The 26,600-nt window shown below is 37.8% G+C and carries 24 protein-coding genes, 6 tRNA genes and 1 rRNA gene; 8 read left to right on the top strand and 23 right to left on the bottom strand.

All coding sequences use genetic code 11. The features are described 5' to 3' along the window. Positions 1 to 129: 129 nt before the first annotated feature. From DVJ99_RS01840 to DVJ99_RS01795, 10 genes are all read right to left on the bottom strand, one after another. Positions 130 to 576 carry a Dps family protein gene (locus DVJ99_RS01840; RefSeq protein WP_105994360.1) on the bottom strand — a complete coding sequence of 149 codons (447 nt, stop codon included), beginning with the start codon at positions 574 to 576 and terminating at the stop codon, positions 130 to 132. Positions 577 to 870: 294 nt separating this feature from the next. Then, positions 871 to 1,284 (bottom strand): thiol-disulfide oxidoreductase DCC family protein, encoded by a 414-nt coding sequence (locus tag DVJ99_RS01835; protein WP_114602924.1) that lies wholly within the window; start codon positions 1,282 to 1,284, stop codon positions 871 to 873. A 179-nt stretch (positions 1,285 to 1,463) separates the two neighbouring features. Then, positions 1,464 to 2,840, bottom strand: coding sequence for an EVE domain-containing protein (locus DVJ99_RS01830; RefSeq protein WP_114602923.1), 1,377 nt, complete (start codon positions 2,838 to 2,840; stop codon positions 1,464 to 1,466). 140 nt (positions 2,841 to 2,980) lie between these two features. Continuing rightward, positions 2,981 to 3,211, bottom strand: coding sequence for a hypothetical protein (locus tag DVJ99_RS01825; protein WP_105994363.1), 231 nt, complete (start codon positions 3,209 to 3,211; stop codon positions 2,981 to 2,983). Between the two features lie 20 nt (positions 3,212 to 3,231). Then, positions 3,232 to 4,170 (bottom strand): type I phosphomannose isomerase catalytic subunit, encoded by a 939-nt coding sequence (locus DVJ99_RS01820; protein WP_114602922.1) that lies wholly within the window; start codon positions 4,168 to 4,170, stop codon positions 3,232 to 3,234. Between the two features lie 497 nt (positions 4,171 to 4,667). Further along, entirely contained in the window at positions 4,668 to 5,360 is a 693-nt protein-coding gene (locus DVJ99_RS01815) for a LutC/YkgG family protein (RefSeq protein WP_114602921.1), read from the bottom strand. Next, positions 5,357 to 6,796: a LutB/LldF family L-lactate oxidation iron-sulfur protein gene (locus DVJ99_RS01810; protein WP_114602920.1), complete on the bottom strand. Its 1,440-nt coding sequence runs from the start codon at positions 6,794 to 6,796 to the stop codon at positions 5,357 to 5,359. Before DVJ99_RS01810 ends, DVJ99_RS01815 begins: the two co-directional genes overlap by 4 nt. Before the next feature lies 1 nt (position 6,797). Then, positions 6,798 to 7,532 (bottom strand): (Fe-S)-binding protein, encoded by a 735-nt coding sequence (locus tag DVJ99_RS01805; RefSeq protein ID WP_105994367.1) that lies wholly within the window; start codon positions 7,530 to 7,532, stop codon positions 6,798 to 6,800. Between the two features lie 283 nt (positions 7,533 to 7,815). Then, on the bottom strand, positions 7,816 to 8,514 hold the full coding sequence (locus DVJ99_RS01800; protein ID WP_114602919.1) for a FadR/GntR family transcriptional regulator: 699 nt from the start codon (positions 8,512 to 8,514) through the stop codon (positions 7,816 to 7,818). Between the two features lie 131 nt (positions 8,515 to 8,645). Then, positions 8,646 to 9,302: an SDR family oxidoreductase gene (locus tag DVJ99_RS01795; protein WP_114602918.1), complete on the bottom strand. Its 657-nt coding sequence runs from the start codon at positions 9,300 to 9,302 to the stop codon at positions 8,646 to 8,648. A 156-nt stretch (positions 9,303 to 9,458) separates the two neighbouring features. On the opposite strand from DVJ99_RS01795, the gene DVJ99_RS01790 reads away from it, so the two are divergent. Together DVJ99_RS01790 and czrB are read left to right on the top strand one after the other, a co-directional pair. Then, on the top strand, positions 9,459 to 9,764 hold the full coding sequence (locus DVJ99_RS01790) for an ArsR/SmtB family transcription factor (RefSeq protein ID WP_105994370.1): 306 nt from the start codon (positions 9,459 to 9,461) through the stop codon (positions 9,762 to 9,764). Between the two features lie 15 nt (positions 9,765 to 9,779). After that, positions 9,780 to 10,727, top strand: coding sequence for a CDF family zinc efflux transporter CzrB (gene czrB, locus DVJ99_RS01785; protein ID WP_114602917.1), 948 nt, complete (start codon positions 9,780 to 9,782; stop codon positions 10,725 to 10,727). Between the two features lie 61 nt (positions 10,728 to 10,788). Here the strand turns inward: czrB and DVJ99_RS01780 are convergent, their stop codons facing one another. Continuing rightward, positions 10,789 to 11,523: a metallophosphoesterase family protein gene (locus tag DVJ99_RS01780; protein WP_114602916.1), complete on the bottom strand. Its 735-nt coding sequence runs from the start codon at positions 11,521 to 11,523 to the stop codon at positions 10,789 to 10,791. A 130-nt stretch (positions 11,524 to 11,653) separates the two neighbouring features. On the opposite strand from DVJ99_RS01780, the gene DVJ99_RS01775 reads away from it, so the two are divergent. Further along, positions 11,654 to 12,745, top strand: a complete 1,092-nt coding sequence (locus DVJ99_RS01775) for a hypothetical protein (RefSeq protein WP_114602915.1) — start codon at positions 11,654 to 11,656, stop codon at positions 12,743 to 12,745. Between the two features lie 84 nt (positions 12,746 to 12,829). Here DVJ99_RS01775 and DVJ99_RS01770 read toward each other — a convergent pair whose 3' ends face one another. Together DVJ99_RS01770 and glmS are read right to left on the bottom strand one after the other, a co-directional pair. Further along, positions 12,830 to 13,684 (bottom strand): HAD family hydrolase, encoded by an 855-nt coding sequence (locus DVJ99_RS01770; RefSeq protein ID WP_114602914.1) that lies wholly within the window; start codon positions 13,682 to 13,684, stop codon positions 12,830 to 12,832. Between the two features lie 132 nt (positions 13,685 to 13,816). Then, on the bottom strand, positions 13,817 to 15,622 hold the full coding sequence (glmS, locus tag DVJ99_RS01765) for a glutamine--fructose-6-phosphate transaminase (isomerizing) (protein ID WP_105994374.1): 1,806 nt from the start codon (positions 15,620 to 15,622) through the stop codon (positions 13,817 to 13,819). 700 nt (positions 15,623 to 16,322) lie between these two features. Between glmS and DVJ99_RS01760 the strand changes: the two genes are divergently transcribed. The 5 genes from DVJ99_RS01760 to DVJ99_RS01740 all read left to right on the top strand — a co-directional run bounded on the left by DVJ99_RS01760 (position 16,323) and on the right by DVJ99_RS01740 (position 22,627). Then, positions 16,323 to 18,227 (top strand): PTS mannitol transporter subunit IIBC, encoded by a 1,905-nt coding sequence (locus DVJ99_RS01760; protein WP_114602913.1) that lies wholly within the window; start codon positions 16,323 to 16,325, stop codon positions 18,225 to 18,227. Between the two features lie 45 nt (positions 18,228 to 18,272). Continuing rightward, a complete protein-coding gene (locus DVJ99_RS01755; RefSeq protein WP_114602912.1) occupies positions 18,273 to 20,303 on the top strand; it encodes a BglG family transcription antiterminator in 2,031 nt (676 codons plus the stop codon). Between the two features lie 6 nt (positions 20,304 to 20,309). Continuing rightward, positions 20,310 to 20,744 carry a PTS mannitol transporter subunit IIA gene (locus DVJ99_RS01750; protein WP_114602911.1) on the top strand — a complete coding sequence of 145 codons (435 nt, stop codon included), beginning with the start codon at positions 20,310 to 20,312 and terminating at the stop codon, positions 20,742 to 20,744. Then, positions 20,744 to 21,847: a mannitol-1-phosphate 5-dehydrogenase gene (locus DVJ99_RS01745; protein ID WP_114602910.1), complete on the top strand. Its 1,104-nt coding sequence runs from the start codon at positions 20,744 to 20,746 to the stop codon at positions 21,845 to 21,847. The genes DVJ99_RS01750 and DVJ99_RS01745 overlap by 1 nt, the downstream gene beginning before the upstream one ends. Before the next feature lie 108 nt (positions 21,848 to 21,955). Continuing rightward, positions 21,956 to 22,627 (top strand): MgtC/SapB family protein, encoded by a 672-nt coding sequence (locus DVJ99_RS01740; RefSeq protein WP_114602909.1) that lies wholly within the window; start codon positions 21,956 to 21,958, stop codon positions 22,625 to 22,627. Between the two features lie 58 nt (positions 22,628 to 22,685). Here the strand turns inward: DVJ99_RS01740 and glmM are convergent, their stop codons facing one another. From glmM to rrf, 10 genes are all read right to left on the bottom strand, one after another. Continuing rightward, positions 22,686 to 24,041 (bottom strand): phosphoglucosamine mutase, encoded by a 1,356-nt coding sequence (gene glmM / locus DVJ99_RS01735; protein WP_105994380.1) that lies wholly within the window; start codon positions 24,039 to 24,041, stop codon positions 22,686 to 22,688. Positions 24,042 to 24,067: 26 nt separating this feature from the next. Further along, positions 24,068 to 25,000 (bottom strand): CdaR family protein, encoded by a 933-nt coding sequence (locus DVJ99_RS01730; protein ID WP_114602908.1) that lies wholly within the window; start codon positions 24,998 to 25,000, stop codon positions 24,068 to 24,070. Position 25,001: 1 nt separating this feature from the next. Next, positions 25,002 to 25,808 (bottom strand): diadenylate cyclase CdaA, encoded by an 807-nt coding sequence (gene cdaA, locus DVJ99_RS01725; protein ID WP_114602907.1) that lies wholly within the window; start codon positions 25,806 to 25,808, stop codon positions 25,002 to 25,004. A gap of 198 nt (positions 25,809 to 26,006) precedes the next feature. Beyond that, positions 26,007 to 26,079, bottom strand: a tRNA-Lys gene (locus DVJ99_RS01720). A gap of 3 nt (positions 26,080 to 26,082) precedes the next feature. Further along, positions 26,083 to 26,157: transfer RNA gene (locus DVJ99_RS01715), tRNA-Gln, on the bottom strand. A gap of 5 nt (positions 26,158 to 26,162) precedes the next feature. Continuing rightward, positions 26,163 to 26,246, bottom strand: a tRNA-Tyr gene (locus tag DVJ99_RS01710). A gap of 20 nt (positions 26,247 to 26,266) precedes the next feature. Then, positions 26,267 to 26,342: transfer RNA gene (locus DVJ99_RS01705), tRNA-Val, on the bottom strand. A gap of 9 nt (positions 26,343 to 26,351) precedes the next feature. Continuing rightward, positions 26,352 to 26,423, bottom strand: a tRNA-Glu gene (locus DVJ99_RS01700). A gap of 3 nt (positions 26,424 to 26,426) precedes the next feature. Next, positions 26,427 to 26,501, bottom strand: a tRNA-Asn gene (locus DVJ99_RS01695). A gap of 11 nt (positions 26,502 to 26,512) precedes the next feature. Further along, positions 26,513 to 26,600, bottom strand: a 5S ribosomal RNA gene (gene rrf, locus DVJ99_RS01690); the annotation flags it as partial.

The following is a 26,600-nucleotide window of genomic DNA, read 5'->3' as shown; positions in this document are numbered from 1 at the left end:
TCTATTTAAAATTAAAACAGGAAGATTTTTCATTTTTTATCATGAAAATCTTCCTGTTTTCGGTTCTGAGTCACATTAATGTCCCAGCCCCTATTTCAACGTTTCATCTTCAATTATTAATAAATTCTATTATTTTCCTAAGAATGATTGGAACATCCAGTTGTGTTTATCAACTGAAGTTTGTAATGCGATTAACATATCTTGTGATACATCATCTTCTGCATCTCCTGCAACACTGATTGATTTTTCAAGTTGTTCAGAGATATTTGTGAAGTCTTTAGAAATTGAAGCCACCATATCTTCTGCAGTTTTTTCAGTTTCAGCTTCATCAACAATCGCTGCATCTAAGCTTTTTTTCATTGTCGCAACTGGGCTGCCGCCGATTGCTAGAATACGTTCAGCTAATTCATCAATGTGTTCGCTTGCTTCATTATATAATTCTTCAAATTTAACATGTAAAGAGAAGAAATGAGGTCCTTTCACAAACCAATGGAAGTTGTGGATTTTAGTGTATAACACTGTCCAGTTTGCTACTTGTTCATTGAGTACATCTACTACATCTTGTTTGTTTGCCATAAAAATAATCGCTCCTTTAGTTATCGTTCTCTCTTTGTAATAACTATTATATTATAATCATTCTAATCTGTAAAGCTGTTTAGGCCTTAATTTAAAATAATTCTAATTTAGAACTCTGAGCTGTCATTTTACTGCCCTATTTAGTTTTACCCGTTTCTGTACCTGTTATGCATATAAGGAATGAGTACAGAATTGCTTGTGCTGTCACTAAAAAAGAGAATGAAAATACCTGAATATGCATTTCCATTCTCAATTAAACTTTTTATCGTTTTAATACAGAGCCGAATTTTAATTTCAGCCATATTCTTTTTTAATCTTGTCAGGCAAATCTATAAAGAATGAACGTTCATAGTCGCTAGGCTTCTGCCACGTTGCATGCCACATTTTATCTCTGTTGTTTGCAAATAAGTTATAACCTAGATTACGCAAAGGTTTTGGAACCAATGTCAGTGCCAGCCCGAGCCATTTTTCTTCTGTGAGCGACATTAATAATTTCGCAATTGCGGTTGATTTAAAGTAAAGCCGAACGCCTTCTTGCAGCACGACAGTATTTAATTCTAAGACCCCTGGATGCTGACGCTGCAATGCTTCTCCGGAAGGTCCTTTTAATGTCGCAAATTCATAACTTTTCGATAAGCCGTGTCTAATCAGCCATATCGCATAGTTGTAGCAATAAACACAATTGCCGTCATAATAAATTATCGGCATGTCATCAACGCTCCTTTCTTATTATTTTTTCTCTAATTGCTTGTAATTATAGTTTACCCGTTGTGCTGAAGATTTAAAGGAGACGTACTTAATTGATACGTTTGATCTGTTTAATTCCATAACAAAGACCTTAGGTACACTTAATTTGCCTAAGGTCTGAAATGATTAATTAGTCATGCTTAATCGTGATTAACTTTTACGATACGCGCATACTTTAAGAACTGTTCTGAGTACTTTTGTTTAATGGTTTCTAAATCATCATATGTGACACCGATAATATGCCAGTTAGGATTGAAATGATAGAAGGAATCTTTATTTTTAGACCATTTAACCATTGAGCCGTCTCTATTATAGCGCGGTAATGTCACTTCATAGCCTTCTAATACATTAATGAATGTTTGGAAAATATCCGGGTCGATACGGTTAAAGTTATCAATGACTAAATAACTGCGATCAGTTCTCGGCATTAATTCCGTAATAAAGCCTTCTCTGTAATACAATGCGCCTGCTTCGTTCGGTAAATACTTGCCGTAAAGCATATCTTCAGTGAAATCAGGATGCCCTGTTGTAATCACTGGTTTCGCATTGGTCTTTTGAAGCAGGTTTTCAGCCGCTTTCAAGCCTTCTGCACGATCCTTATCTTGAATCACAAGCAGAATAAATGGTTTGATTTCTTCATCTAGATGATTTACCACATTATTTTTGCGGATGGCTTCAAATTGCGGCTTCATGCCGTCATTCTTACTCATTTCAATAATCGCATCAAATTGTGCCTGCGACATACTCGCAATAGCTTGTTTCGCATTTTCTTGCAAGTAATATAAGTTTTTAAGTCTCGGATGTTTATTTAATGTTGTTAAATTCACCGGGTTGATGTCTTCATCATAACGAACTTCGATGGCAGTACTGTTTGTACGTCCGGGAATCGGAGGCAATTCGCGAATATGCTGCGTCACTTCGCCTAAACCGATGACTGAATGATCCGCATTACGGTTGTAAAAGACAATTTTATCTCCGATTTCAAGCTGCGTATAATAGTGATAACCGTTACGCTTAATGCCGTTATAAGTATGTGTAAAGATGGTATAGGTTTCTCCTGGTTCAAAGTCCAGCGTTTCTGCCAAGAAGAAATATCTTGGCACTTTCGTTGTGCCTTTGCCTAATTGTTCGATTAAATCAAATTCTTCTTTTGTAATTTGATTGAACAACGTTTCTTTCATATTGTTAATGCGAAACTCTAATTGTTCGCTGCGTTTTAAATAATCTGCAGTCAGCGGCTTCAATGCTTCTGTTAATCTGAATTGTACACGGATCTTATGTTGTGCACCTGTTTGTACACTAATGATTTCACCGCTGCCGAGCAATCCTGCATCTGTTTGTACTTGATAAAAGATGACCTTGTCACCGGCTTTCGCTTTTTTAAACGCACGAAAACCTTGCGTAGGATTGAATTGTGCCCCTGATTCAAACAAAGTCGTTTGTCCGACTAAGGGTTCATTATGATTCCATCGATTAAAACCGCAGTTCAACCAGAAATAGTTTGTTTCTTCAGTCATTATGATACTGCTCCTTCTTCATTTATAAATTGATTTAAGTGCAATATACCCTTATCGCAGCTGTCCGCTTCAACCCTATATTGCAAATCTTGTTCTAAACATTTATATAAAATGCATCGCTTTGATACAAGTCAGACTTATTATTTCGGCATAAATATGATTGCCATCAGCGGCATAAAATTAATTAAAAATCCTCCGAATTTCAACATATTGCTGGTTTGCTTGTCCGGTATCGTTACACATACACATAAGATACCTAAAATCGAAAAACCGGCGGGGATCAATAAATTAGGATACTGTGGGAAATTCATAAATACGCCTGCACCTGATAAAATACCGCATATCAATGTAATATATAAAAATTTTCGCATGCCATTACACCTCTGTTTCTTTATACATACGTAATCATCACAGTTAAGTCGCCTTTAAAGATATTATCCAAGTCTTCTGACGTTAAAATAAAGCTGCTTCCGGGACGAATTGAAAATACATCGCCATCCGTAATCAATTCGCCTTCACCGTAAAGCACGGTCACTAGGCAGAATTCTCTCGGCTTCATATAACTCAGCGTACCTGTAATTTCCCATTTCACAACCGTAAAGGCATCATTATTAATATATGATGTACGTTTATGGTTATCGATAATTTCAGTTTCCGGAATCACATTCGGACTGTCAGCACGCACTTCTACAACATCTTTAGCTTTTTCGATATGCATTTCACGTGCCTGGCCCGCTTCATCTCTGCGATTATAATCATAGATACGATACGTAACATCAGAAGATTGTGTGACTTCATATACCACAATTCCTTTGCCTATCGCATGTACAATGCCATTCGGCACAAAGAAAAAGTCGCCTGCACTGACAGGAATATGTTTGAATAGATTATGATGTTCCTCATTATCTAAAGCACGGATAAAATCTTCTTTAGAATCTGTATTCAAGCCGTAAATAATCTCCGCACCTTCTTCTGCTTCGATAATATACCAGCATTCTTTCTTTCCGAAATCTCCATCTTCATGTTCATAAGCATAAGCTGTATCAGGATGAACTTGTACAGATAATGCTTCTTGTGCATCAATCATTTTAACCATTAATGGAAATTCAGAACTCGGGAAATCTCCAAATAATTCTTTATGTTCACGCCAAACCTCACTTAATGTTCGACCTTCAAATGGCCCGTCAGTAATGACACTGTCACCATTTTGATGTGCAGAAACAGCCCATATTTCACCCACGTTTGCATGAGGCAATTGATAACCGTATTGCGTTAAGTGATCACTGCCCCAGATTCTTTCTTTAAAAATCGGGTCTAAAAACAATGGCATAAATCCGTGCACCTCCATTATTATTTCATTCTATGCTTGATTATGTATCGGTTGTTTATTCGACCATTCTTATGGAATTCATCATGATAGCGTTATCTAAGATATTATAACAATATTTTCTTCAAGGTGGTAGTATACTTAAAATATTTACAAAAGTTAAAAACCAAAGAATGTCATTTTCCATGTATTACTTCTATTGTTCTCATACTTATCTTTAAAACAATTATCACTCAAATTATTTTACAAATTATTTCAAATATTACTTGTATTGGTCAGGCTTCCCCCCTTATAATAGAAGTATGTTAATAATAACTTAACATTTGCTACATAAGGTAATTAATATGATTAATGTCGAAAGAGTTGCTGATGCGGCTCCATTTCATAAAAATTTGCATAAGACCTAGGCCCTGGAAAAGCCTAGGTCTTTTAAATAGGAAAAAGAACCGAACGAAAAACATCATGTGTTTTTGTTCGGTTCTTTGTGTTTTGAATCAAAATTAAATATCATCTACAACGATATAAGCTGCTTTTACCGGACCGTGTACCCCTACTACTAAGTTCATTTCGATATCTGCAGAATTGGATGGACCTGTAATGAAGTTGACGCAAGATGGGAAGCGTGCATCTTCTTGGTTTTTATCATATAAACCATCTGCTGCTTGTGTAAATCTTGGCACGATTGTTGATTTTGGAATGATAGCAATATATGTTTCAGGCATTAAGCTGACTGCACGTCCGCGTCCTTTGCCTGAGAATAAAACAATAGTACCGCTCTCGCTTAGACAGTAATCACTGAAAGTGATACCGACTTGTGCAGATTGTGCTGCACGTTTGCTTTGTTCAGGTTGTGCTTCATCCCAAACAGTTGTATTGAATTCGCTTAAGTCCACTTGATATTCAGTAAAGCGCGGATCATCAAATCTGACAACAGGGTTGCCGCCGAATTGTTTGATAGTAGCTCTTAAAATCTCATTTAAGTTAGCTTTTGTAGTTTTTTTGAACACAGTATGGATGCGTTCGCATTCATGTTCTAAATGATCCACGAGTTCATCGGGTGTTAAGTCAGCCAAAGTTTTATATTGCGGTTGTACTGACCATTCAGGTTTAACTACGTTTGCTGGTGTTTTGCGTTCTAAAGCATTTTGAATGTTTGCTAAGAACTTTTCTTTATTAGAAATTAATCCAGTCATTTGTTTTCCCCTTCTTTCTCTTTCAAGTGTGCTTTCATCCAGTGGCTGAAACGTTCTTTTTCAGGTGTTGGGAAATCTCTGGATTGTGTCCAAGCATGTAATGGTTTCGGACCTTTTTCTACCCAGCCGTCTTTATTGGCATACGGTTTAAGTGCAGGTCCTGCCATTTTAATACTGTATTGGAAGAGATGCGGTTTAGTTGTACCGATACCGAACCCTTTCATGACTAAGCGTTCTCCTAAAGCAGATTTTTTGAGTTCTTCTGCTTCGACTTGACGGTGTTTAAGTAAGAGTTCGTGAAGCGGAATTTTAACCGGACATGCTTCTGAACATGCTGCACATAGTGATGATGCATATGGTAATTGTCCATATTCTTCATAGCCGCCAAGCAATGGTGATAAGACTGCACCGACTGGTCCTGGATAAATAGAACCGTAGCTGTGGCCGCCTGAATGTCTGTAAACCGGACAAACGTTCATACAAGCACCGCAACGAATACATTGCAAGATTTCTTGGAATTGTGTACCTAAAATAGAAGAACGACCGTTATCAACAATAACTAAATGGAATTCTTCCGGACCATCAATTTCTCCTTCTCCTCTTGGGCCTGTAAGTGTAGTCACATAACTTGGTAATTTTTGTCCTACTGCACTGCGTGAAAGCATACCGACTAATACTTCCATTTCTTTGAATGACGGTACAATACGTTCCATACCCATTACAGTAATTTGTGTTTTAGGTACAGTAGTTGTCATACGTGCGTTTCCTTCGTTAGTTACAAGGCAGAAGCTTCCGCTGTCTGCTACAGCAAAGTTGCATCCTGTTACCCCTACTTCAGCTGCCAAGAATTTTTCACGCATGATTTTACGTACAAATCTCGCCATTTCTGTCGGATCATCGCTGCCTTGGTAGCCTTCTTTAGCATTTAATACACGTTGGATTTGACCGCGGTTTTTATGCAGTGCCGGTGCTACGATATGTGAAGGCGGATCTTCGTGGTCGATTTGAAGCAAGAATTCGCCTAAGTCGCTTTCTACAACTTCAGCACCGATATCTTGTAGTGCATGGTTCATTTCAATTTCTTCAGTTACCATTGATTTAGATTTGATGACTTTTGTCGCATTTTTCTTTTTCACTACATCTGCAATATAAGCAGAAGCTTCTTCTTTAGTTTCTGCAAAGTAGACGTGACCGCCTAATTTCGCTACATTTTCAGAAAGCTGATTTAAATAATAATCTAAGTTTTCTAATGTATGTTGGCGGATTTCAGCGGATAACTGGCGCCATTCTTCCCAATTTCCAAGTTCTTCTTGTGCTTTTAGTTTTTTCACACGCAAACCATCTTGTGCTGAGCTTACAGCACCGCGCATAAATTTATTCTGCTTTTCAATTTTAAAAGCATCTTTAAAGGATTTATCTCCGATACGCATACCCATCTTAATGCACCGCCCCTTCAAGCTGATGATTCAATACTTCAGCAATATGAAGTACTTTCACTTTGCTTTTAATACGTTTCAAACGGCCTTCAATATTCATTAAGCAGCTGGCATCTGCACCTACTAAATAATCTGCACCTGTTTCATCTACACAATGTGCTTTTTCATCTACCATTTCACTGGATACATCTGACATTTTAACCGCAAATGTACCGCCGAAACCGCAGCAATTATAATACTTAGGCAATTCGACCAATTCTAGACCTTTGACATTGCTTAATAATTGTTTAGGTTCATCAACTACTCCTAAAATTCTAGTAATATGACATGACGGATGAAGTGTTGCTTTGCCTTTAAGCGACGCTCCGACATCTGTAATACCTAAGACATTAACAATAAATTGTGTAAGTTCGTATGATTTATCTGCAAGTGCAACCGCTTCTTTATGCATCACAGGATCATTTTCGAATAAACTTGGATAATGTTTGAACATTGTAATACAAGAACCTGATGGCGCAACGACATATTCTGAATCTTTAAATGCTTTAATCATTTGTTTAGCTGATTGTCTTGCATCTTCGAAATAACCAGAGTTGAATGCAGGTTGTCCGCAGCAGATTTGTGAAGCAGGATAATCTACTTCGCAGCCTAATCTTTCCAGCAATTCCACAGTAGCCACACCGATACGTGTATGGAAAGCTTCAACTAAACAAGTTGAGAATAAACTGACTTTCATTTTTTACACCCTTTCCCCGTTCGCAAAAACTTGTGAACGCGTGAGCCCGATTAAATTTAATGATTCCTATTGCTTAAACCATTAAAACCCCAACAGGCATCCCCACAACGTCTGCTGCTTAATTTAAGAATAGAAAAGATTACTCGTACATTATAGCGCTCTTTAATCATCTAGTCATCAGATGTTTAACATTTTGTTCAAACTTTTTTCACTTTTATTCTGCTTTAAACAAAATAAAATAAAACAAGCCTCATTATAGAGACTTGTTCCATATAATTTCATCTTATTTGTTTTTGATGTTCTGCAAAATCGTATCACGTACTTCTTCGAGATGTTCATGCATTTGCTGCTGCGCTTGTACAGCATCTTTTTCTTGAACTGCAAGATAAATTTTTCTATGTTCTTCATATAAACGAAGCAGCGCTTTTTCTTTATCAAACAGATACACTTTACGTGTCTCTTTCATTGTTTCTTGAATAACGTCTGAAATATTATTCAGTAAATCAAACAACATGTCATTTTGTGCTGCTTTTGCTACAGCAAGATGAAACTGCAAGTCAGCCGCTTCCCCTGATGTTCCGTCAGACACTGCTTTTTGCATTAATCCTAATGCAGCGTCTAATGCTTTTAAATCTTCCTCTGATCTTAATTCAGCTGCTTTTTTCACCGTAGCAAGCTCCACGATTTCCCGCAGTTCTAATAAATCTTCAATTTGTTTTCTTGTCAGCGAAGTATCGTCTAAATCAAAAAAGACAGGTTCTTGTTTGGTCACAAATGTGCCGTACCCTTGTTTGATTTCAATAACTCCTATTGTTCTTAACGCATTGAAAGCTTCACGTACTGAAGCCACACTTACACCATAATCCTTAGCAAGCGCTTGAATGGAAGGCAATTTGTCTCCGACCGCATACTCGCCCGATTTAATTTTTTCTAACAAGATGTCGGCAATTTTTTCATATATCTTTGTCTTTGAAATTTTCATCCGAACTTTGACCTCCACTTTATTATCCATTCAATTATAACAAATACAAACGCTTTCTGACTCGCTTTTATTAAAAAAGAAGGCCAGATACTACTGACCTTCCTTTAACATAATGACATACTATTTAAAGTTTACTTATAGAAGTTTTCTAAAGCTGTTTGAATCGGTTGATCTCCAGCAATAACTTGGAATTCGCCGCCTTGGAATTGCTTGTTAGTTAATACTTCAACGATGGTTGCCGCAACATCTTCTCTAGGAACAGAACCGCCTTCATCAAATAATTTTTCAATTTCAACTTTCCCTGTTCCAGCATCATCAAGTAATGCACCCGGATGTACAATCGTATAGTTTAATCCAGAATCACGCAGATGATTATCCGCATAGTGTTTTGCAATAGTATAGGGCTTAAGTGCTTCATAATCATCGAAAGCTTCTCTTCTTGAATCAAATGTAGAAACCATCACGAAGTGCTTTACGCCTGCTTTCTTGCTGGCTTCAATCGCTTTGACAGCACCATCTAAGTCGACAATAATCGTTTTATCCGCACCAGTACTGCCGCCTGAACCCACTGAAAAGGCAAGCTGTTCATAGCCTTTGAATTTGTCAGCTAATGTTTCAATGCTGTCTGTTTCAACATCCACGTTTTTTGCATCTAAGCCTTCTTTTTCCGCTTTTTCAACTTGTTCATCTTTACGATAAGCTGCAGTGACATTTTGATCAGCATCTTTTAATTTTGAAACGATAAACTTGCCGACACCCCCGTTTGAACCTAATACTAAAATACTCAAGTCCATCACTCCTGTTAATTTATTATCATAGTTGAACTTTTCCCTCTATCGCTTTATTGAAACAGCTGTACAAATTGCGCTATTGACTTCGTATGCACAACGTTGTAAATTAATATATGAATAAATGTTCATATATTAATTTAAGGAGTGGTAAGCTTGTCAAATCATGAATTAAGCAGTCGGACACTAGCGCAAGTCACTGATATTTTCAAAGCGTTAAGCGAACCTAACCGCATCCGAATTATGCATCTATTAAAACAAGGGCCTTGCAGTGTCGGACATATCAGTCATACCCTGGGACTTTCTCAATCGAATGTATCGCATCAATTGAAAATCCTTCGTCATGCTGAACTTGTAAAAGATCAGCGCCAAGGCCAATCCAAAATTTATATGCTCGATGATCAACATGTCGTAACGCTTTTAGCACAAGCTATACACCATGCAGAACATCCTGTTGATTAGAAAGGAAGATTGCTTATGAGCCATTCTCATGAACATGCACATCACCATCATCACAACCATGTGCATACTAACAACAAACGTGTCTTAACACTATCATTTATCATCATAGCCGCATTTATGGTCGTTGAATTAATCGGAGGTTTCATAGCAAATAGTTTAGCTTTGCTTTCAGATGGTGTGCATATGCTAAGTGATGCGTTCTCATTAGGCTTTGCCTTATTTGCATTTAAATACGCAGAACGCCACGCTACGATGAATATGACTTTCGGCTACAAACGTTTTGAAATTTTAGCCGCTTTATTCAACGGTGTGCTCTTATTTGTCATCAGTATCGGTATTATGATTGAAGCTTTCAGACGTTTTGCTTCTCCTCAAGAAGTCTTATCTGCTGAAATGTTATTCATCAGTGTAACAGGCTTAATTGTCAACATCGTTGTCGCTTGGCTGATGTTGAGCGGCGGAGATACAAAGCATAATATCAATATGCGCGGTGCTTTCTTGCACGTCCTCGGCGACTTATTAGGTTCTGTCGGCGCAATTGCAGCAGCAATATTGATTTGGGCTTTCAACTTTACTATTGCCGACCCTATCGCAAGTTTGCTCGTTTCATTATTATTGCTTAAAAGCAGTTACGGCTTAATCAAAGATTCGCTTAATATCTTGATGGAAGGCACACCTAAAGATATCGATATTGATCAAGTCGTAGAAACTGTTAAATCAGAGGAAGCTATTCAAAATGTACATGATTGTCATGTCTGGACGATTTCCAATGATTTAAATGCTTTCAGCTGCCATGCAGTCGTCAGCGATACTTTATCAATTAAAGAATGCGAAGCTTTGCTGCAGCGAATAGAAAAAGAACTGAATGCATTGAATATTCATCATATGACCATCCAATTAGAATCGCATGAAAATCCGCATAGCCGAACAACATTATGCGAACACATCACCGCAACCTCTTAAAATAAATATACGAAACAAACCGGCGGCTCAGACTAATCTTGAGTCGCCGGTTTAATTTGTTTTATTGAATAAACTTATCAAAAATCAACTGTCTGCCTGGTACTTGTTTTGTTTCAAAGCCATCAATGAAACGTTCGTTATCATATACCACACGGACTTGTTCGACATTAAACTGTTCAGGTGTAATCGTCACAATTCCGTAGACTGTATAAGGTGCTCTGTTGAGGCCTACCGAACCTGGATTAAAGTATGCTGTATCTTCTTGAACAAAATGATGCAGCGTATGGTTGTGGCCGAATAAAATCAAATCCGCTTCTTTATCTTTAAACAATTCCGCCATATGCGATGCTGTCGGCTCGACAATCGGACTGAATGGAATTTGATCAATCGGCTGGTCTAATTTCGCGTTTTCTATTTCATAATGAATACCTAATACAGATTGTCCGAAGACATCTAACTTAAACTCTCTCGGCAATTCATTTAAATAATCATAGTACTGCGGGTTTAAGTGTTCTGCGATCCAATGATGGTGTTCTAAGAATTTATCTTTTAAATCTTCTGGATATGGTGTCTTGTTAATCACAGACATAATTGCTTCATCATGATTGCCTGCAATAGACGTAATATCATCTCTGGATGTCACCATACCTAAAACTTCATTGGTATTATGACCGATACCTATAATATCTCCTAGATTATAAATATGGTCGATATCCCCTCTTCTATCAATATCTCGTAGTACTGTTTGAAGTGCATCCATGTTTCCGTGCACATCTGTTATTACTGCAAATTTCAAAGTCATCACCCTCATATAAGTTTATTATTAAACAAAATGTAACATTTTGTCTGTAATCTTTATTTTTTAATTTGAAACTCCGCTATTTTTTGATATTGTGTTTATATCATATCAAAGGAGTGCTAAGCCATTGTTTAAATTTCATAAACAAGCAATACAAAACGCAAAACCGCAAAATGTTAAAATAGCTGTTTTTAGTATTCTAACATTCATTGTCTTTATTTTACTGGTTGGACTCAGTTTACAACCATTATCTCAGGCAGCGCAACTCGTAATGATGGCTATGATGACGCAACAGTTTTCACCGCAAATTATTATTGCGATACTCTTTGCTGTTATCTTGCCGCTTGCTTTCTTTATATTCGCCGGCTACCATTTAGCTGCTGGTGCTATCAATATTATATATAAAGGTATCAATAAAGAGAAAGTAAGTTTTACAGATGCCCTTTCTGCATTTAAGAAAGGCAGTTACTTAAAAGCAGTTAAATTAGCTTTATTCACACTGCTGTTTATCATTATTTTAAGTCTGATCCGCTACGTGTTAACGCAATTATTCAGTGCAGTTTTCGGCAGCGCAGTAAGAGGCGGCCAAAACTACTTCATGGAACATATCGGTGCATACATCGCAGTTCAATTAATTGCTTTAACAATATTAGGCTTGATTTTATCATTCTTCATTTGGGCAATTACTTACATCATTGTCGCATACACTGCCGCTTACTTTAAAGATCGTCAAGCTGGTGCATTCAAAGATGTAAAACAAGCATTTAAATCAATGAAGAATGGACAGCATTCATGGTTCAAATTATTACTAGGTCTTGTATTATTAGACTTTATCGTTATTCTTTTGAGCACACCGATTGTTCAACTCGTTAACCTTGGAACGAAATCGATGTCTCAAAATATCGCTAATGTTCTTATCATTATCGTAATGGTGATTGCGATGTTAGTTCGTGTGGCAGTTTATTACTTAAATACACACGCAATTATCGCATTCTTCAATTCAGCTGCCGGCCACCTTGCACCAAGAACAAAACCATCTCACAAAGAACGTAAGGCTAAACAAGCAGCAAAAGACAAAAAAGAACAAGTTGAAGATAAAGTTGAACAAACTAAAGACAAAGCAGACACAGAAAAAGAAACTTATTCTGATACAACATTTGATCATTTAGAGTCAAAGAAAAAAGACATTGATCAACGTTCAGATGAATTCAAAAAATAAGCAATGAAAATAAGCGTCTGAAGGCAGCTGCCAGCTCCTTCAGACGCTCTTTTTGTATCTAATATAATTTTCGTAAAAGCCGTTTTATTTCAGCAAATTGTCTTCTAAATAACGTGCTGCCCCATCTTCATCGTTTGTATAAGATGTAACATCTTTAGTCAATGCTTGAATTTCAGGACGTGCATTTTTCATTGCGACTGTGTAATGTCCGAATGCAAACATAGAACGATCGTTATCACTGTCTCCAATGACTAACGTTTCAGTTTGATCGATGTGATAGTGTTCAATCATTTCTTTAATTCCTGTTCCTTTATCAATGCCTTCTGCCATTGTTTCAGCGTTGAAACGTGATGAATTCGAAACAGTAATTCCAAGTTGTTGCTGCTCTTCGATTAAATGCTCTCTGAAAGATGTGATTTTTTCTAAGTCCGGTGTGAACATATAGATTTTAGAGAATTTAGTCTCAGGTAATGCATCCACCCAGTTCACATTGCCTGCAAGTGCATGTTTGCGTGAATTCCACTCGCTGATACCTACATTATTCGGAGGTGTATCTCCTTCGCATGTAGCACGAATCCAATCTTCATCTTCTTTTAAAATCATGCGATTTCCGCTGAATGGAAACACCTCATAGTAAATGTTTTGCGCTTTTGCTTCGCTGACAATTTGTGTCACTGCTTCAAACGTTAAACTATGCTCAAAAATAGTGCTGCCTTCTGCATCGCCTCTTGTACCATTCGAAGAGATGACTCCGTCTATTTCAAAATTTTCTGGTGTTAAATGTTCAATTTCATCAAACGAACGTCCAGTCGCGATAAAGACTTTATAGCCTTTTTGACGTAATTGTTTGATTATTTCTGTAGTAGTTTCAGATACTCTATTGTTTTCTTGTAAAATCGTTCCGTCCATATCTAAGAATATCGCTTTCACATTATCCATTACTTTTCCTCCAAGTTCATGTTATCGCCTTGATTATGGCATTTTCAGGCTTTTTTCGCAACCTTCATCTACTTTTGTGCCATGAAAAAAACTGCCATCCTCATAAGAGAATGACAGCTTATAAATCATCTATTATTCAACTGTAACTGATTTCGCTAAGTTACGTGGTTTGTCTACGTCTAAGTCACGATGCAATGCCGCATAATAAGAGATTAATTGTAATGGTACAACTGATACAAGCGGTGTTAATAATTCATTCACTTGCGGGATAACATATGTGTCATCTTGTTTGTTTAAGCCGTCCATTGAAATGATGCAAGTATGCGCACCGCGTGCAGCAACCTCTTTCACATTACCGCGGATTGAAAGGTTGACGTTCTCTTGTGTAGCAAGTGCGATAACCGGTGTATTGTCTTCAATCAATGCGATTGTACCATGTTTCAACTCGCCGCCAGCAAAGCCTTCAGCTTGGATATATGAAATTTCTTTTAATTTCAATGCGCCTTCTAAGCTGACATTGTAGTCGATTGTACGACCGATGAAGAAAGCATTGCGTGTCGTTGCTAAGTAATCTTTAGCAATTTGTTCCATGAATTCTGCATCGTCTACGATAGCTTCCATCGCATTAGCAACTTTCGCTAATTCTTGAAGCAAGTCGACTGTCGCATCTTTACCGTGACGTTTCGCCACAATTTGAGACAAGATAGCTAGTACTGCAATTTGTGCAGTATATGCTTTTGTAGAAGCAACCGCAATCTCAGGACCCGCATGTAATAATAGCGTATGATCCGCTTCACGAGATAATGTTGATCCAGGCACGTTTGTCACTGTTAATGCTTTGTGACCGCGTTTTTTCATTTCTACAAGTACTGCACGGCTGTCTGCAGTTTCACCTGATTGTGAAATGTAGATGAATAATGGTTTTTCAGATAATAAAGGTGTGTTGTATACAAATTCAGATGCAACATGTACTTCAGTCGGTACACCTGCCCATTTTTCGATGAACTCTTTACCTACTAAACCTGCATGGTAGCTTGTACCAGCTGCGATAATGTAGATACGGTCTGCTTGTGCGACTTCATCTACAATCGCATCGTCCATTTTCAAGCTGCCCGCTTCATCTTGGTATTCTTGAATGATACGGCGCATTACTGCAGGCTGTTCATGAATTTCTTTTAACATGTAGTGATCATAAACACCTTTTTCAGCATCAGCTGCATCAATTTCAGCAGTGTACGTATCGCGTTCTTGTACATTGCCTTCTAAATCTTTAATTTCAACACTGTCGCGTTTTACAATCACAATTTCATGGTCATGAATTTCTTTGTATTCATTTGTGACTTGCAGCATTGCTAATGCATCTGAAGCAACAACATTGAATTCATCACCGACACCGATTAATAAAGGTGATTTGTTTTTAGCGACATAAATTGTATCGTGGTCTTCTTCGTCTAATAATGCTAAGGCATAAGAACCATGTAATAGTTTCACTACTTTTGTGAAAGCTTCTTCAGTTGTTAAGCCTTCATTTGAGAAGTGTTCTACTAATTGTACAATGACTTCTGTATCTGTTTCTGATAAGAAATTAACGTCTGAAACATACTCATCACGTAATTCTTCATAGTTTTCAATGACACCGTTGTGTACTAAAGTAAAGCGTTTTGACGCTGATTGATGCGGGTGTGAATTTTCATGGTTAGGTACACCATGAGTCGCCCAACGTGTATGTCCGATACCTACTGTACCGTCTACATCACTGCTGTCCGCAACTTTTCTCAAGTCCGCAATACGGCCTTTTTCTTTAAATACTTTTGTACCGTTATCATTTACAAGTGCGATACCTGCAGAGTCATAACCTCTGTACTCTAATTTTTCTAATCCTTTTAATAATACTTCTTTCGCATTATCATATCCGATATATCCTACGATTCCACACATAATTCAATTCCTCCGTTTTTCGTTTCATTAACGGTTACCCTATACGGGGGAATCTATTCAGTTTTATATTAAATTTATTAACGAATCGAATAAAACTGCACCATAAATCCAACGCCTTGTTTTACCTTGTATGGCCCCTTCTCACTTGAACACATACAAAAAGGCGTACTTCTCCCCTTGCTATGAGTACCGTTTAAAAATATAAACTTCGGTCTGTTTACAAACTTTGTGCATCGAGTTGCCTCGATGTTTTACTCTGTAAACTTACGACTGACCTAGTCCGAGACAGCATCCGCCGATAATCGATCACTGCCTTCCTCGTCGACAATTTCAAGCTTTAATGCTATTACACCTTCTGCTTTAAGGTATAAATCAGTGCAATTGTTCAGCTTTAATTGTACGGGCGCTATAATTGTTTGTAATACTTTCTGTCCCCCTTTTACATGTAATATAAGTATTTTACAATGACTGATTTTGTAATTGCAACTATAAACTTCTTATGAATCCGCTTACAGTACGATTTCATGAACTATTTTTCAAAAGTTTGGAATTTGTTACATGTTTTCTACTATATATATGAGGCTATTTGTTAATTGTCACTATCTATATGACAAAGTACGATTTAGATTAGATTGTTTGAACATCCATGTCAGGCTTAAGATGAATGTATACCAATTGAAATTAAGAGAGGTGGATGACAATGTCAAATTCACAAGAAAATAAGGGGATTGGGCGCAAAGTCCAAGCATTCGGCTCATTTTTAAGCAGTATGATTATGCCGAATATCGGTGCGTTTATCGCATGGGGCTTTATCGCAGCAATATTTATCGATAATGGCTGGTTCCCGAATAAAGATTTAGCAGAACTTGCAGGCCCGATGATTACGTACTTGATTCCGTTACTGATTGCATACAGCGGCGGTCGTTTAATTCATGACATGCGCGGCGGTATTATTGCAGCTACAGCTACTATGGGGGTAATTGTAGCACTGCCGGATACACCTATGCTTTTAGGTGCCATGATTATGGGTCCATTAGTAGGTTGGCTCATGAAGAAAACCGATGCATTTATTCAACCTAGAACACCGCAAGGTTTCGAGATGTTATTTAATAACTTCTCTGCTGGTATTTTAGGTTTCATCATGACAATTGTAGGCTTTAAAATTTTAGCACCGATTATGCAATTCATTATGCATATCCTATCTGTAGGTGTTGAAGCTTTAGTCCATGCACATTTATTACCATTAGTCAGCATTATTGTTGAACCAGCAAAAATTGTGTTCTTAAATAATGCGATTAACCATGGTGTGTTTACACCGCTTGGTGCTGATCAAGCTTCAAGTGTCGGACAATCGATTCTTTACACAATCGAGTCTAACCCTGGTCCAGGTATCGGTGTGTTATTAGCTTATATGATTTTTGGTAAAGGTACTGCAAAAGCAACTTCATATGGTGCTGGGATTATCCAATTCTTCGGCGGTATCCATGAAATTTACTTCCCATATGTTTTAATGCGACCTTTCCTATTCGTTGCAGTTATTCTTGGGGGAATGACTGGTGTAGCAACTTATTCATTATTAGATTTCGGATTTAAAACACCGGCTTCTCCAGGTTCCATTATTGTTTATGCAATTAATGCGCCTAAAGGTGAATTCATTTCAATGTTAATCGGTGTTATTTTAGCAGCGCTTGTATCATTTGTAGTTTCAGCATTAATTTTGAAATTTACAAAAGATCCTAAACAAGATTTAGCAGATGCGACTGCGAAAATGGAAGCTACGAAAGGCAAGAAATCAAGTGTAGCATCAAAATTAAGTGGTAATAAAGAAGATAAAGGCACAACTACACAACAAACAGCAGCCGCTTCAACTGCCGGTACTTCAGATAATGACGCTGCCCTCTTAGATAAATACAACACTGAAGATGTAGATGCACATAACTATAACAACGTAAAACATGTTATTTTCGCATGTGACGCTGGTATGGGTTCTAGTGCTATGGGCGCAAGTATGCTGCGCAACAAATTCAAAAAAGCTGGTTTAGACAATATTGAAGTCACTAACACAGCTATCAACCAATTGCCTAGCGATGCTGAACTTGTAATTACTCAGAAAAAATTAACTGACAGAGCCATTAAACAAACGCCAGATGCCATTCATATTTCAGTAGATAATTTCTTAAACTCTCCTAAATATGAAGAATTAATTAATAATTTAAAAGAAGATCAAAACGGTAAAGATAAAGCAGCTGCACCTTCAGATAAAGCAGAAGATTTATCAGAGCAATACAACACTGAAGATGTGGATGCCCACAATTACAGCAATGTCGACCATGTCATCTTTGCTTGTGATGCGGGTATGGGCTCTAGTGCTATGGGAGCGAGCATGCTGCGCAATAAATTCAAAAAAGCTGGTTTAGACAACATTGAAGTCACTAACACAGCTATCAACCAATTGCCTAGCGATGCACAACTTGTAATTACACAAAATAAACTTACAGACAGAGCGATTAAACAATCACCAGATGCCATTCATATTTCAGTAGATAACTTCCTAAATTCTCCTAAATATGAAGAACTGATCAATAATCTGAAAGAAGACCAATAAACGCACCTGGTTCGTTTCTTAAATTAAAGATTGCAGGTGAAAGCCATGGTATTAAGCAACAGAGAGAAATTAATCCTGGAAATACTTGTTAAATCACACGGACACTATATTACGATTTATGAAATCGCACAGCAGCTTGCGGTTTCATCTCGTACCATTCACCGTGAATTAAAAACATTAGAACACGACCTTGCAGAATTATCCATTACGATTGAACGTGTACCGAATAAAGGCATTCAATTACAAGCATCTAAAGCAGCACTGCATCAGCTTCAATCAGAAATCAGTCATAATGCTGCTTTAGATTTAACCACTGCAGAACAAAAAACCATTATTTTATATGCACTGATTCAAAGCAAAGAACCGATTAAACAGTACAGCTTAGCACATGAAATCTGTGTAGCACAGTCCACATTAACCAAACTGCTGGACGAACTTGAACAAGAAGCCGGTGCTTACCAACTCACTTTAGAACGCAGACGCGGTGCAGGTGTCCTCTTAACAGGTTCAGAAGCGAAGAAGCGGGAAATGCTGAGTCATTTAATGGTAGATCATTTAAATAGTACAAGTGTTTATTCTGTCATTGAAAACCACTTTGTTTATCAGTCTATCAACGCTTCTCAACTTTCGATGGTGGAATTAGATAATATTTTCCAAGTCGAGCGGGTACTGATGGATCATTTAAGTGCCCTGCCCTATACGTTGACAGAAGCCAGTTATCTGACATTAACCGTGCATATCGTATTAGGTATTGACCGCATTAAACATGGCGAGAATGTCACGATTGATGAATCTATTTATCAATCTGTCAAAGATACACAAGAATATGATATTGCGGTTTCTTTAACCGAGCAGCTTTCGCAAATTTATGACGTGACATTCAACAAGGCTGAAATTACATTTATTACGATTCATCTGCGCGGTGCTAAACGAAAACAAGAAGATAACCAAGCGGATGAATTGCAAGATAGTGACGCAAAAATCAATGCATTGATTCAGCTGGTTGAAGAAAGCTCATATTATCATTTTGATGATAAACCGACATTAGCTGCTGGTTTGAAACTGCATTTGATTCCTGCAATCAATCGGCTGAATGCTAACATCGAAACACACAATCCATTAACACAGATGATACGAAAGAAATATCCGAAGCTTTTTGACAGTGTGCTCGATGCCTTATCGATTGTTTGGCCGAAACTCTACTTTCCAGATAGTGAAGCAGCCTTTGTAGTTTTGCATTTCGGCGGTTCGCTCAGAGCAAATGAGTCAAAGGATTTAGATATTTTAGTCGTGTGCAGTTCTGGTATTGGTACCAGCCGTGTTTTAGCAACACGTTTAGAACAGACGTTTCCGACAATCAATCATACAAAACAAGCTTCATTAAGCGATTTAAAACAATTAGATTTAAAAGCTTATGACGGTATCATCTCAACATTAGCTTTAGAAATTGATGAACCTTATATTCAAGTCAATCCATTACTGCCTGAACCAGATGTAAAATACGTTGCGAATTACTTAGAGACACAAACTAAAGTAGACCAGCACCGTGTATCAGAAACTTCAAGTGTGCATGTTTTGGATGAAGATAAGGTTATACAGACATTACGTGATAACTTAGCAGTACTCGACAACATTTATATTGAAGATGCAAAAGTAACCGATTGGCAAGATTATCTCGTCAAACTATTAGTCAAAAATAAAAGTATTAAAGATAAAGCAGCATTTAAAAAAGTATTGAATGACTATGGACGAGCAAGGACGATCACCTTAGACCCTTACCCCATCGGCTTGCCGCATTTAAAACATGCGCTGATACTTCAACCGATGATTGCATTTACTCGACTCAAACAACCTTTAGCTGTAACTGAGGATGGTAAAACAGTCAACATCGATTACTTAATCAGCATGTTTTTGCCAGAAGACAGTCCTTCCTCACCGATAGTCAGTGCCATCTCAGACGCTATTACATGGAATTTGCATAGAATTGATGAATTAATGCAAAATCCAAATGAAATAACAAACGAAATGAAGAAGGCTTTTATTAAGGAAGCAAGACAAATATTAATAACGGAGTGATCAATTATGTCAGAATTATTCAGTAATGAAAACATCTTTTTAAACCAATCATTCAAGGATCAAAATGAAGCAATTGAAAAAGCAGGCCAAGCTTTAGTGGATGCTGGCGCTGTAACGGATTCTTATATTCAAGCTATGAAAGACAGAGAAGAAGTTGTTTCTACCTATATGGGTAATGGTTTAGCAATTCCTCATGGTACAGAAGAAGCTAAAAATGCAGTATTACAATCAGGTTTAACTTTGCTGCAAGTACCTGAAGGTGTGCAATGGGGAGACGAAACAGCGAAAGTCATCGTTGGTATTGCTGGTAAAGACGGCGAACATTTAGATTTATTATCTAAAATTGCTATCACTTTCAGTGAAGAAGAAAATGTAGATCGCATTCTTAATGCACAAAGTGCAGAAGAAATTAAAGCAGTCTTCGAGGAGGCTGACGCATAATGAAAGCAGTACATTTCGGCGCAGGCAATATCGGTCGCGGATTTATCGGCCAAATTTTATCAGATAATCACGTTGATGTTACTTTCTCAGATGTCAATGCAGCAATTGTAGATGCATTGAATAATGACCATGAATATAAAGTCATCTTAGCTGATGAAGCGAAAACTTCTTCAATGATTCATAATGTAGATGCTATCAATTCAATGGAAGACCCTGAAAAATTGCATCAAGCTTTGTTAGAAGCAGATATTATCACGACAGCTGTGGGTGTCAATCTGTTGCCTATCATCGCAAAATCATTAGCACCTGCATTAAAAGAAAGAACAACACCTGTTAATGTAGTCGCATGCGAAAATGCGATTATGGCGACGGATACGTTGAAAGAAGCGGTTTTAGCAATTACTGGTCCCCTATCTGATGAGGTTCACTTTGCGAACTCAGCAGTTGACCGTATTGTACCGCAACAATCTCATGACAATATTTTAGATGTCTTAGTAGAGCCTTTCTTTGAATGGGTTGTAGAAAAAGACGCTTGGTATGGTCCAGAACTTGAACACATCAAATATGTTGAAGACTTAACACCTTATATCGAACGTAAATTGATGACTGTAAATACAGGACATGCCTACCTTGCATATGCGGGTCAATTTTATGGTCATAAAACGGTATTAGAAGCAATCGAAGATAAAAATGTTGAGCAAGGTTTACGTAAAGTATTAGGCGAAACAAGTCAATATATTATTGATGAATTCGGCTTTACTCAATCAGAACAAGCGGATTACGTTGAAAAAATTATCGGCCGCTTCAAAAACCCATATCTTTCAGATGATGTTACACGCGTGGGCAGAGGCACATTGCGTAAAATCGGACCAAAAGATCGTATCATTAAACCACTCAGCTATTTAGCTGAGAAAGGCTTAGCACACGAAGGTTTGATAGAAGAAGCAGCGTATCTTCTAAAATACCAAGATGACAATGATGAAGAAACTGTGAAAAAAAATGACTATATTAATGAACACGGTGTGATCGATTTCTTAAAAACATATGCTGAAATCAATGAAGCATTAGCAGAAGAAATCAATCAAGTTTATCTTCAATTATAATAATGCACACTAATAAGACTGGAATGACTTCGAAGTTTGAAGCATTTCAGTCTTATTTTAATAATTAGTGGTATATTAATAATATACATAGAGAGAGGAGTGTCTGTTATGCTGTTTCAATTAGATTTATTGTTGCGTATTGTAATTGCTGCTTTTTGCGGCGCCACCATTGGTTATGAAAGAACGCAGCGTCTAAAGGCAGCTGGGATACGGACACATATTTTAGTGGCTGCAGCTTCTGCACTGTTTTTAATCGTTTCTAAATATGGATTTAATGATATTTTGGCTCAGAACAATATCAGTTTCGATCCTTCTCGTATCGGTGCACAAGTGGTCAGCGGTATTAGTTTTATCGGAGCCGGCACTATATTAATTCGTCACCAAAGTATTAATGGCCTAACCACAGCCGCAGGTATTTGGATCACTTCCGGTATCGGTATGGCTTTAGGTTCAGGTCTTTATTTTATAGGCATTGTTTCAACGGTTCTGATAGTCACAATACAATATTTTTTAAGAAACGATAGACTGTTTTCATCACTTCATATGAGTGAAGCCATAAAGGTATTGATTCAAGCTGAATATACTAATACAATCCAACAAGAAATCACGCAAACCTTTATCTCCCACCATGTAAAACAAGTTCAAATACAAATTTTGAAAATAGATAATGAAACCATTACCTTAAATGTTACTGGTAAAATTATGGTACGCAAACATTACAATCATAATGATTTGCTGGAAGATTTGATTCATCAAAAGGCAATACTGTCTGTCCGATAAAATAAGGGAACCCAGAGTCGCTTCAGTTGCGATCTGGGTTCCCTCTTATATTGCGTTATTATTCATTTAATCCCATTTTATCTTTAACTACATCTGCGATTTGCTGTGCATAGCTTTCAGCTTTCTCATCTGTAGCTGCTTCAACCATGACACGTACTAATGGTTCTGTACCTGAAGGTCTGACTAAAATACGGCCTTCGCCGTTCATGTCAGCTTCAACACGATCCATTTCTGCTTTTACATCTGCATTATCTGTCACAGCATATTTGTCTGTAACACGTACGTTGATTAATGATTGCGGATATTTTTTCATTTGCTCTGCAAGTTCGCTAAGCGGTTTGCCTGTAAGCTTAACCACTGCAGCGAGTTGAACACCTGTTAATAAACCGTCGCCTGTTGTGTTATAGTCCATTAACACAATGTGGCCTGATTGTTCGCCGCCAAGGTTGTAATTACCTCTGCGCATTTCTTCAACAACATAACGGTCGCCTACTTTAGTCTTGTTAGATTTGATACCTTCTTCTTCAAGCGCTTTGTAGAAACCTAAGTTGCTCATTACAGTCGAAACAATCATATTATCGTTTAATTCTTGGTTTTTAGCCATTTCTTGTCCAATGATGAACATGATTTGGTCACCATCGACAATATTGCCTTTTTCGTCTACTGCGATTAAACGGTCGCCGTCGCCATCAAATGCTAAACCAAAGTCGCTTTCTGTTTCAACAACTGTTTTAGCCAATGCTTCAGGGTGTGTAGAACCGACTTCATCGTTGATGTTGTAGCCGTCTGGGCTGCAGCCGATGATTTCTGTATCTGCTTCTAAGTCCCCGAATAAGAATGGTGCAAGTTGCGATGTTGAACCGTTAGCACCGTCTAAGACGATTTTTAATCCTTCGAAATTAACATCTACTGTTGATTTCAAGTAGCTCAAGTATTTTTGAGTGCCTTCGAAGTAGTCTGAGTATTGCACGATTTCATTTCCGATTGGACGCGGCAAGTCTGGGTTTTCAGAATCTAATAATGCTTCTATTTCATTTTCTTGATCATCAGATAATTTGAATCCATCTGAACCGAAGAATTTAATGCCGTTGTCAGCAACTGGGTTATGTGATGCTGAAATCATAACACCTAGTTCAGCATCCATTTCTTTTGTTAAGTACGCAACCCCTGGTGTTGAGATAACGCCTAAACGCATTACTTCAGCCCCAATAGAAATCAAGCCTGCAATCAAAGCAAATTCTAGCATTTCACCAGAAACACGTGTATCACGTCCCACAAGTACTTGCGGATGTTTCTTGTCTTCGTTATGTGCTAAGACATAACCGCCGTATCTACCTAATTTAAAAGCCAGTTCTGGAGTAAGTTCTTTGTTGGCTACACCTCTGACTCCGTCTGTCCCAAAATATTTGCCCATTTAAAAATTCTCCTTTAATGCTTTATTTATTTAGCTGAAACTGTAGCTGTAATATCGCTGCTGTCAGCTTTTTTTACTACGTCAGGTAATTCTAAGCTTACACCTGCTTCATCTGAGCTTTCGAAATCTGCCAGATTAATCACACCTGTAATACTTTGAATATCACTTAACTCTTCTCTATTTCCAAAAATTTCAACTTGTTGTTTAGACAAATTAACATTATCAGCATTCAACTTAGAATTTGCTTTACCGATAACTTTCTTTTTAATATCTACTTTCTTGCTGTAAGGTTTTAACTCTACAGTAATATTAACATTGCTTGGTTTAGTAATAACATCAATTCTCTTTAAATTCTTATCAAATGCTACGATTTCTCCTACATCTGTTGTATCGTCTTTGATATTAGATGCATTTTTAAATGTAGCTTTTAAATAAGCAATTTTTTCAACTTGATGCTGTCCGCCGATAACTTTCACCTTTTTAGGTGTCACTGATTGATTTTTCACTTGATAGTTCGGATCAATATCCTTATCACTCACATCAGCGGTTACTGTCATTTCTTTAGAGACTTTTCTCTCAAGGTTGACAGTCGCTTGTTTCGGATTAACTGTACCCTCTACATCCTTGTCTAAACCTTTGATTTCATAATCAATTTTATGACGTCCGTATGTAGTGTTTGTTAAATCCAATTCAACCTTGATGTCATCTGATTGTTCTGCTTTTAAAACCTTTGATTGCGAACCTTTCAACTGAACATCCACACTTTCAGGAATACCTGAAGCATATAAGTTCTTGCTGTTATATGTAGCTTCTACAGGTACATTCTGAATAGTTCTCGTTGTATTTTGAGATAACGATGATGTACCAAAGATATTTCCAAAGACGTTATTCACGGTTAAAAAGAAAGCTAATGCCAAGACAAATGCTACAAATCTTAATCCCCATTTGCTCTCAAACATTTTACTTCACACCTTTCTTTGGAAGTCTTGTATCGAACCAATGTTCAGCTAATAATTCTTCAAAGACTTCTGATGAAATATCTTTACGCAATTTTCCATCAAAGGTAACTGAAATCGATCCCGTTTCCTCAGACACAATTGCTGTAAACGCATCTGATACTTCTGAAATACCAACTGCTGCTCTGTGTCTTGTTCCTAAACTCTTTGAAATCTTAGAACTATCAGAAAGCGGTAAATAACAAGCAGCACTCGCTATCTTCGTTCCTTGAACAATCATTGCACCATCATGCAATGGTGTATTCGGAATAAAGACATTCGTTAATAACTCTTGTGAAATGTCTGAATCCATCGGAATGCCTGTTTCAATATAATCTTGTAGTCCAGTCTTTTTCTCAAACACGATTAAAGCACCGATACGTCGCTTCGCCATATACTGTATTGCGCCGCTGACAGCTTTAATCAGTTTTTCTTGATCTTGTGATGAACTTCCAACATAACGTTTAAACAGGTTACCTCTACCTAACTGCTCGAGTGCACGTCTGATTTCAGGTTGGAAGATCACAATGATTGCTAAGAACCCCCATTGGATGACCATATCAAACAATCTTGCAGTTGTAGTTAAGTCTAAAGCAGCACTCACCCAACGCCCTAATACAATGACTATAATTCCTTTGAGAAGCTGGATGGCTTTAGTCCCTTTAAATACTGTGATTAATAAATAAATCACATACCAGACAATGAGTAAATCTAAAATACTTGTTATTAACTTTACCGTATTGAAATTTTCAAAAATGCCGCCAAAATCCATAGCATCTCCTCCGGTAACCTAATTACAATGATAGCCGATTTATCGCTAGGATAAACAGCTCTCATACATTTAAATTATAGCATAAATCCCCCTGCTCCTTTGAATGAAAATACATAAATATGTACAACCTATTCTACTGATTTCAGAGAAACTTAAAAAAGTGTAATAAAAAAGCACCCTATCACTAGGGTGCAACAGTGAGCCATAGAGGATTCGAACCTCTGACCCTCTGATTAAAAGTCAGATGCTCTACCAACTGAGCTAATGGCTCTAATGGCTGGGCTAACTGGATTCGAACCAGTGAGTGACGGAGTCAAAGTCCGTTGCCTTACCGCTTGGCTATAGCCCATTAGATGGTGGAGGGGGGCAGATTCGAACTGCCGAACCCGAAGGAGCGGATTTACAGTCCGCCGCGTTTAGCCACTTCGCTACCCCTCCGACAAATATTTAATTCAAAATGGTGGAGAATGACGGGTTCGAACCGCCGACCCTCTGCTTGTAAGGCAGATGCTCTCCCAGCTGAGCTAATTCTCCAATATGTAATGACCCCGACGGGACTCGAACCCGTGTTACCGCCGTGAAAGGGCGGTGTCTTAACCGCTTGACCACGGGGCCATATGGCTCCACAGGTAGGACTCGAACCTACGACCGATCGGTTAACAGCCGATAGCTCTACCACTGAGCTACTGTGGAATAATGTCATTGCCTGGCAACGTCCTACTCTTGCGGAACGTAAGTCCGACTACCATCGGCGCTAAAGAGCTTAACTTCTGTGTTCGGCATGGGAACAGG

It is taken from the genome of Staphylococcus sp. EZ-P03, from assembly GCF_003344575.1.
Taxonomy (GTDB): Bacteria; Bacillota; Bacilli; order Staphylococcales; family Staphylococcaceae; genus Staphylococcus; species Staphylococcus simulans_B.
The sequence above is the reverse complement of the archived record's forward strand: the minus strand, read 5'-3'. Positions and strand labels throughout refer to the sequence as shown.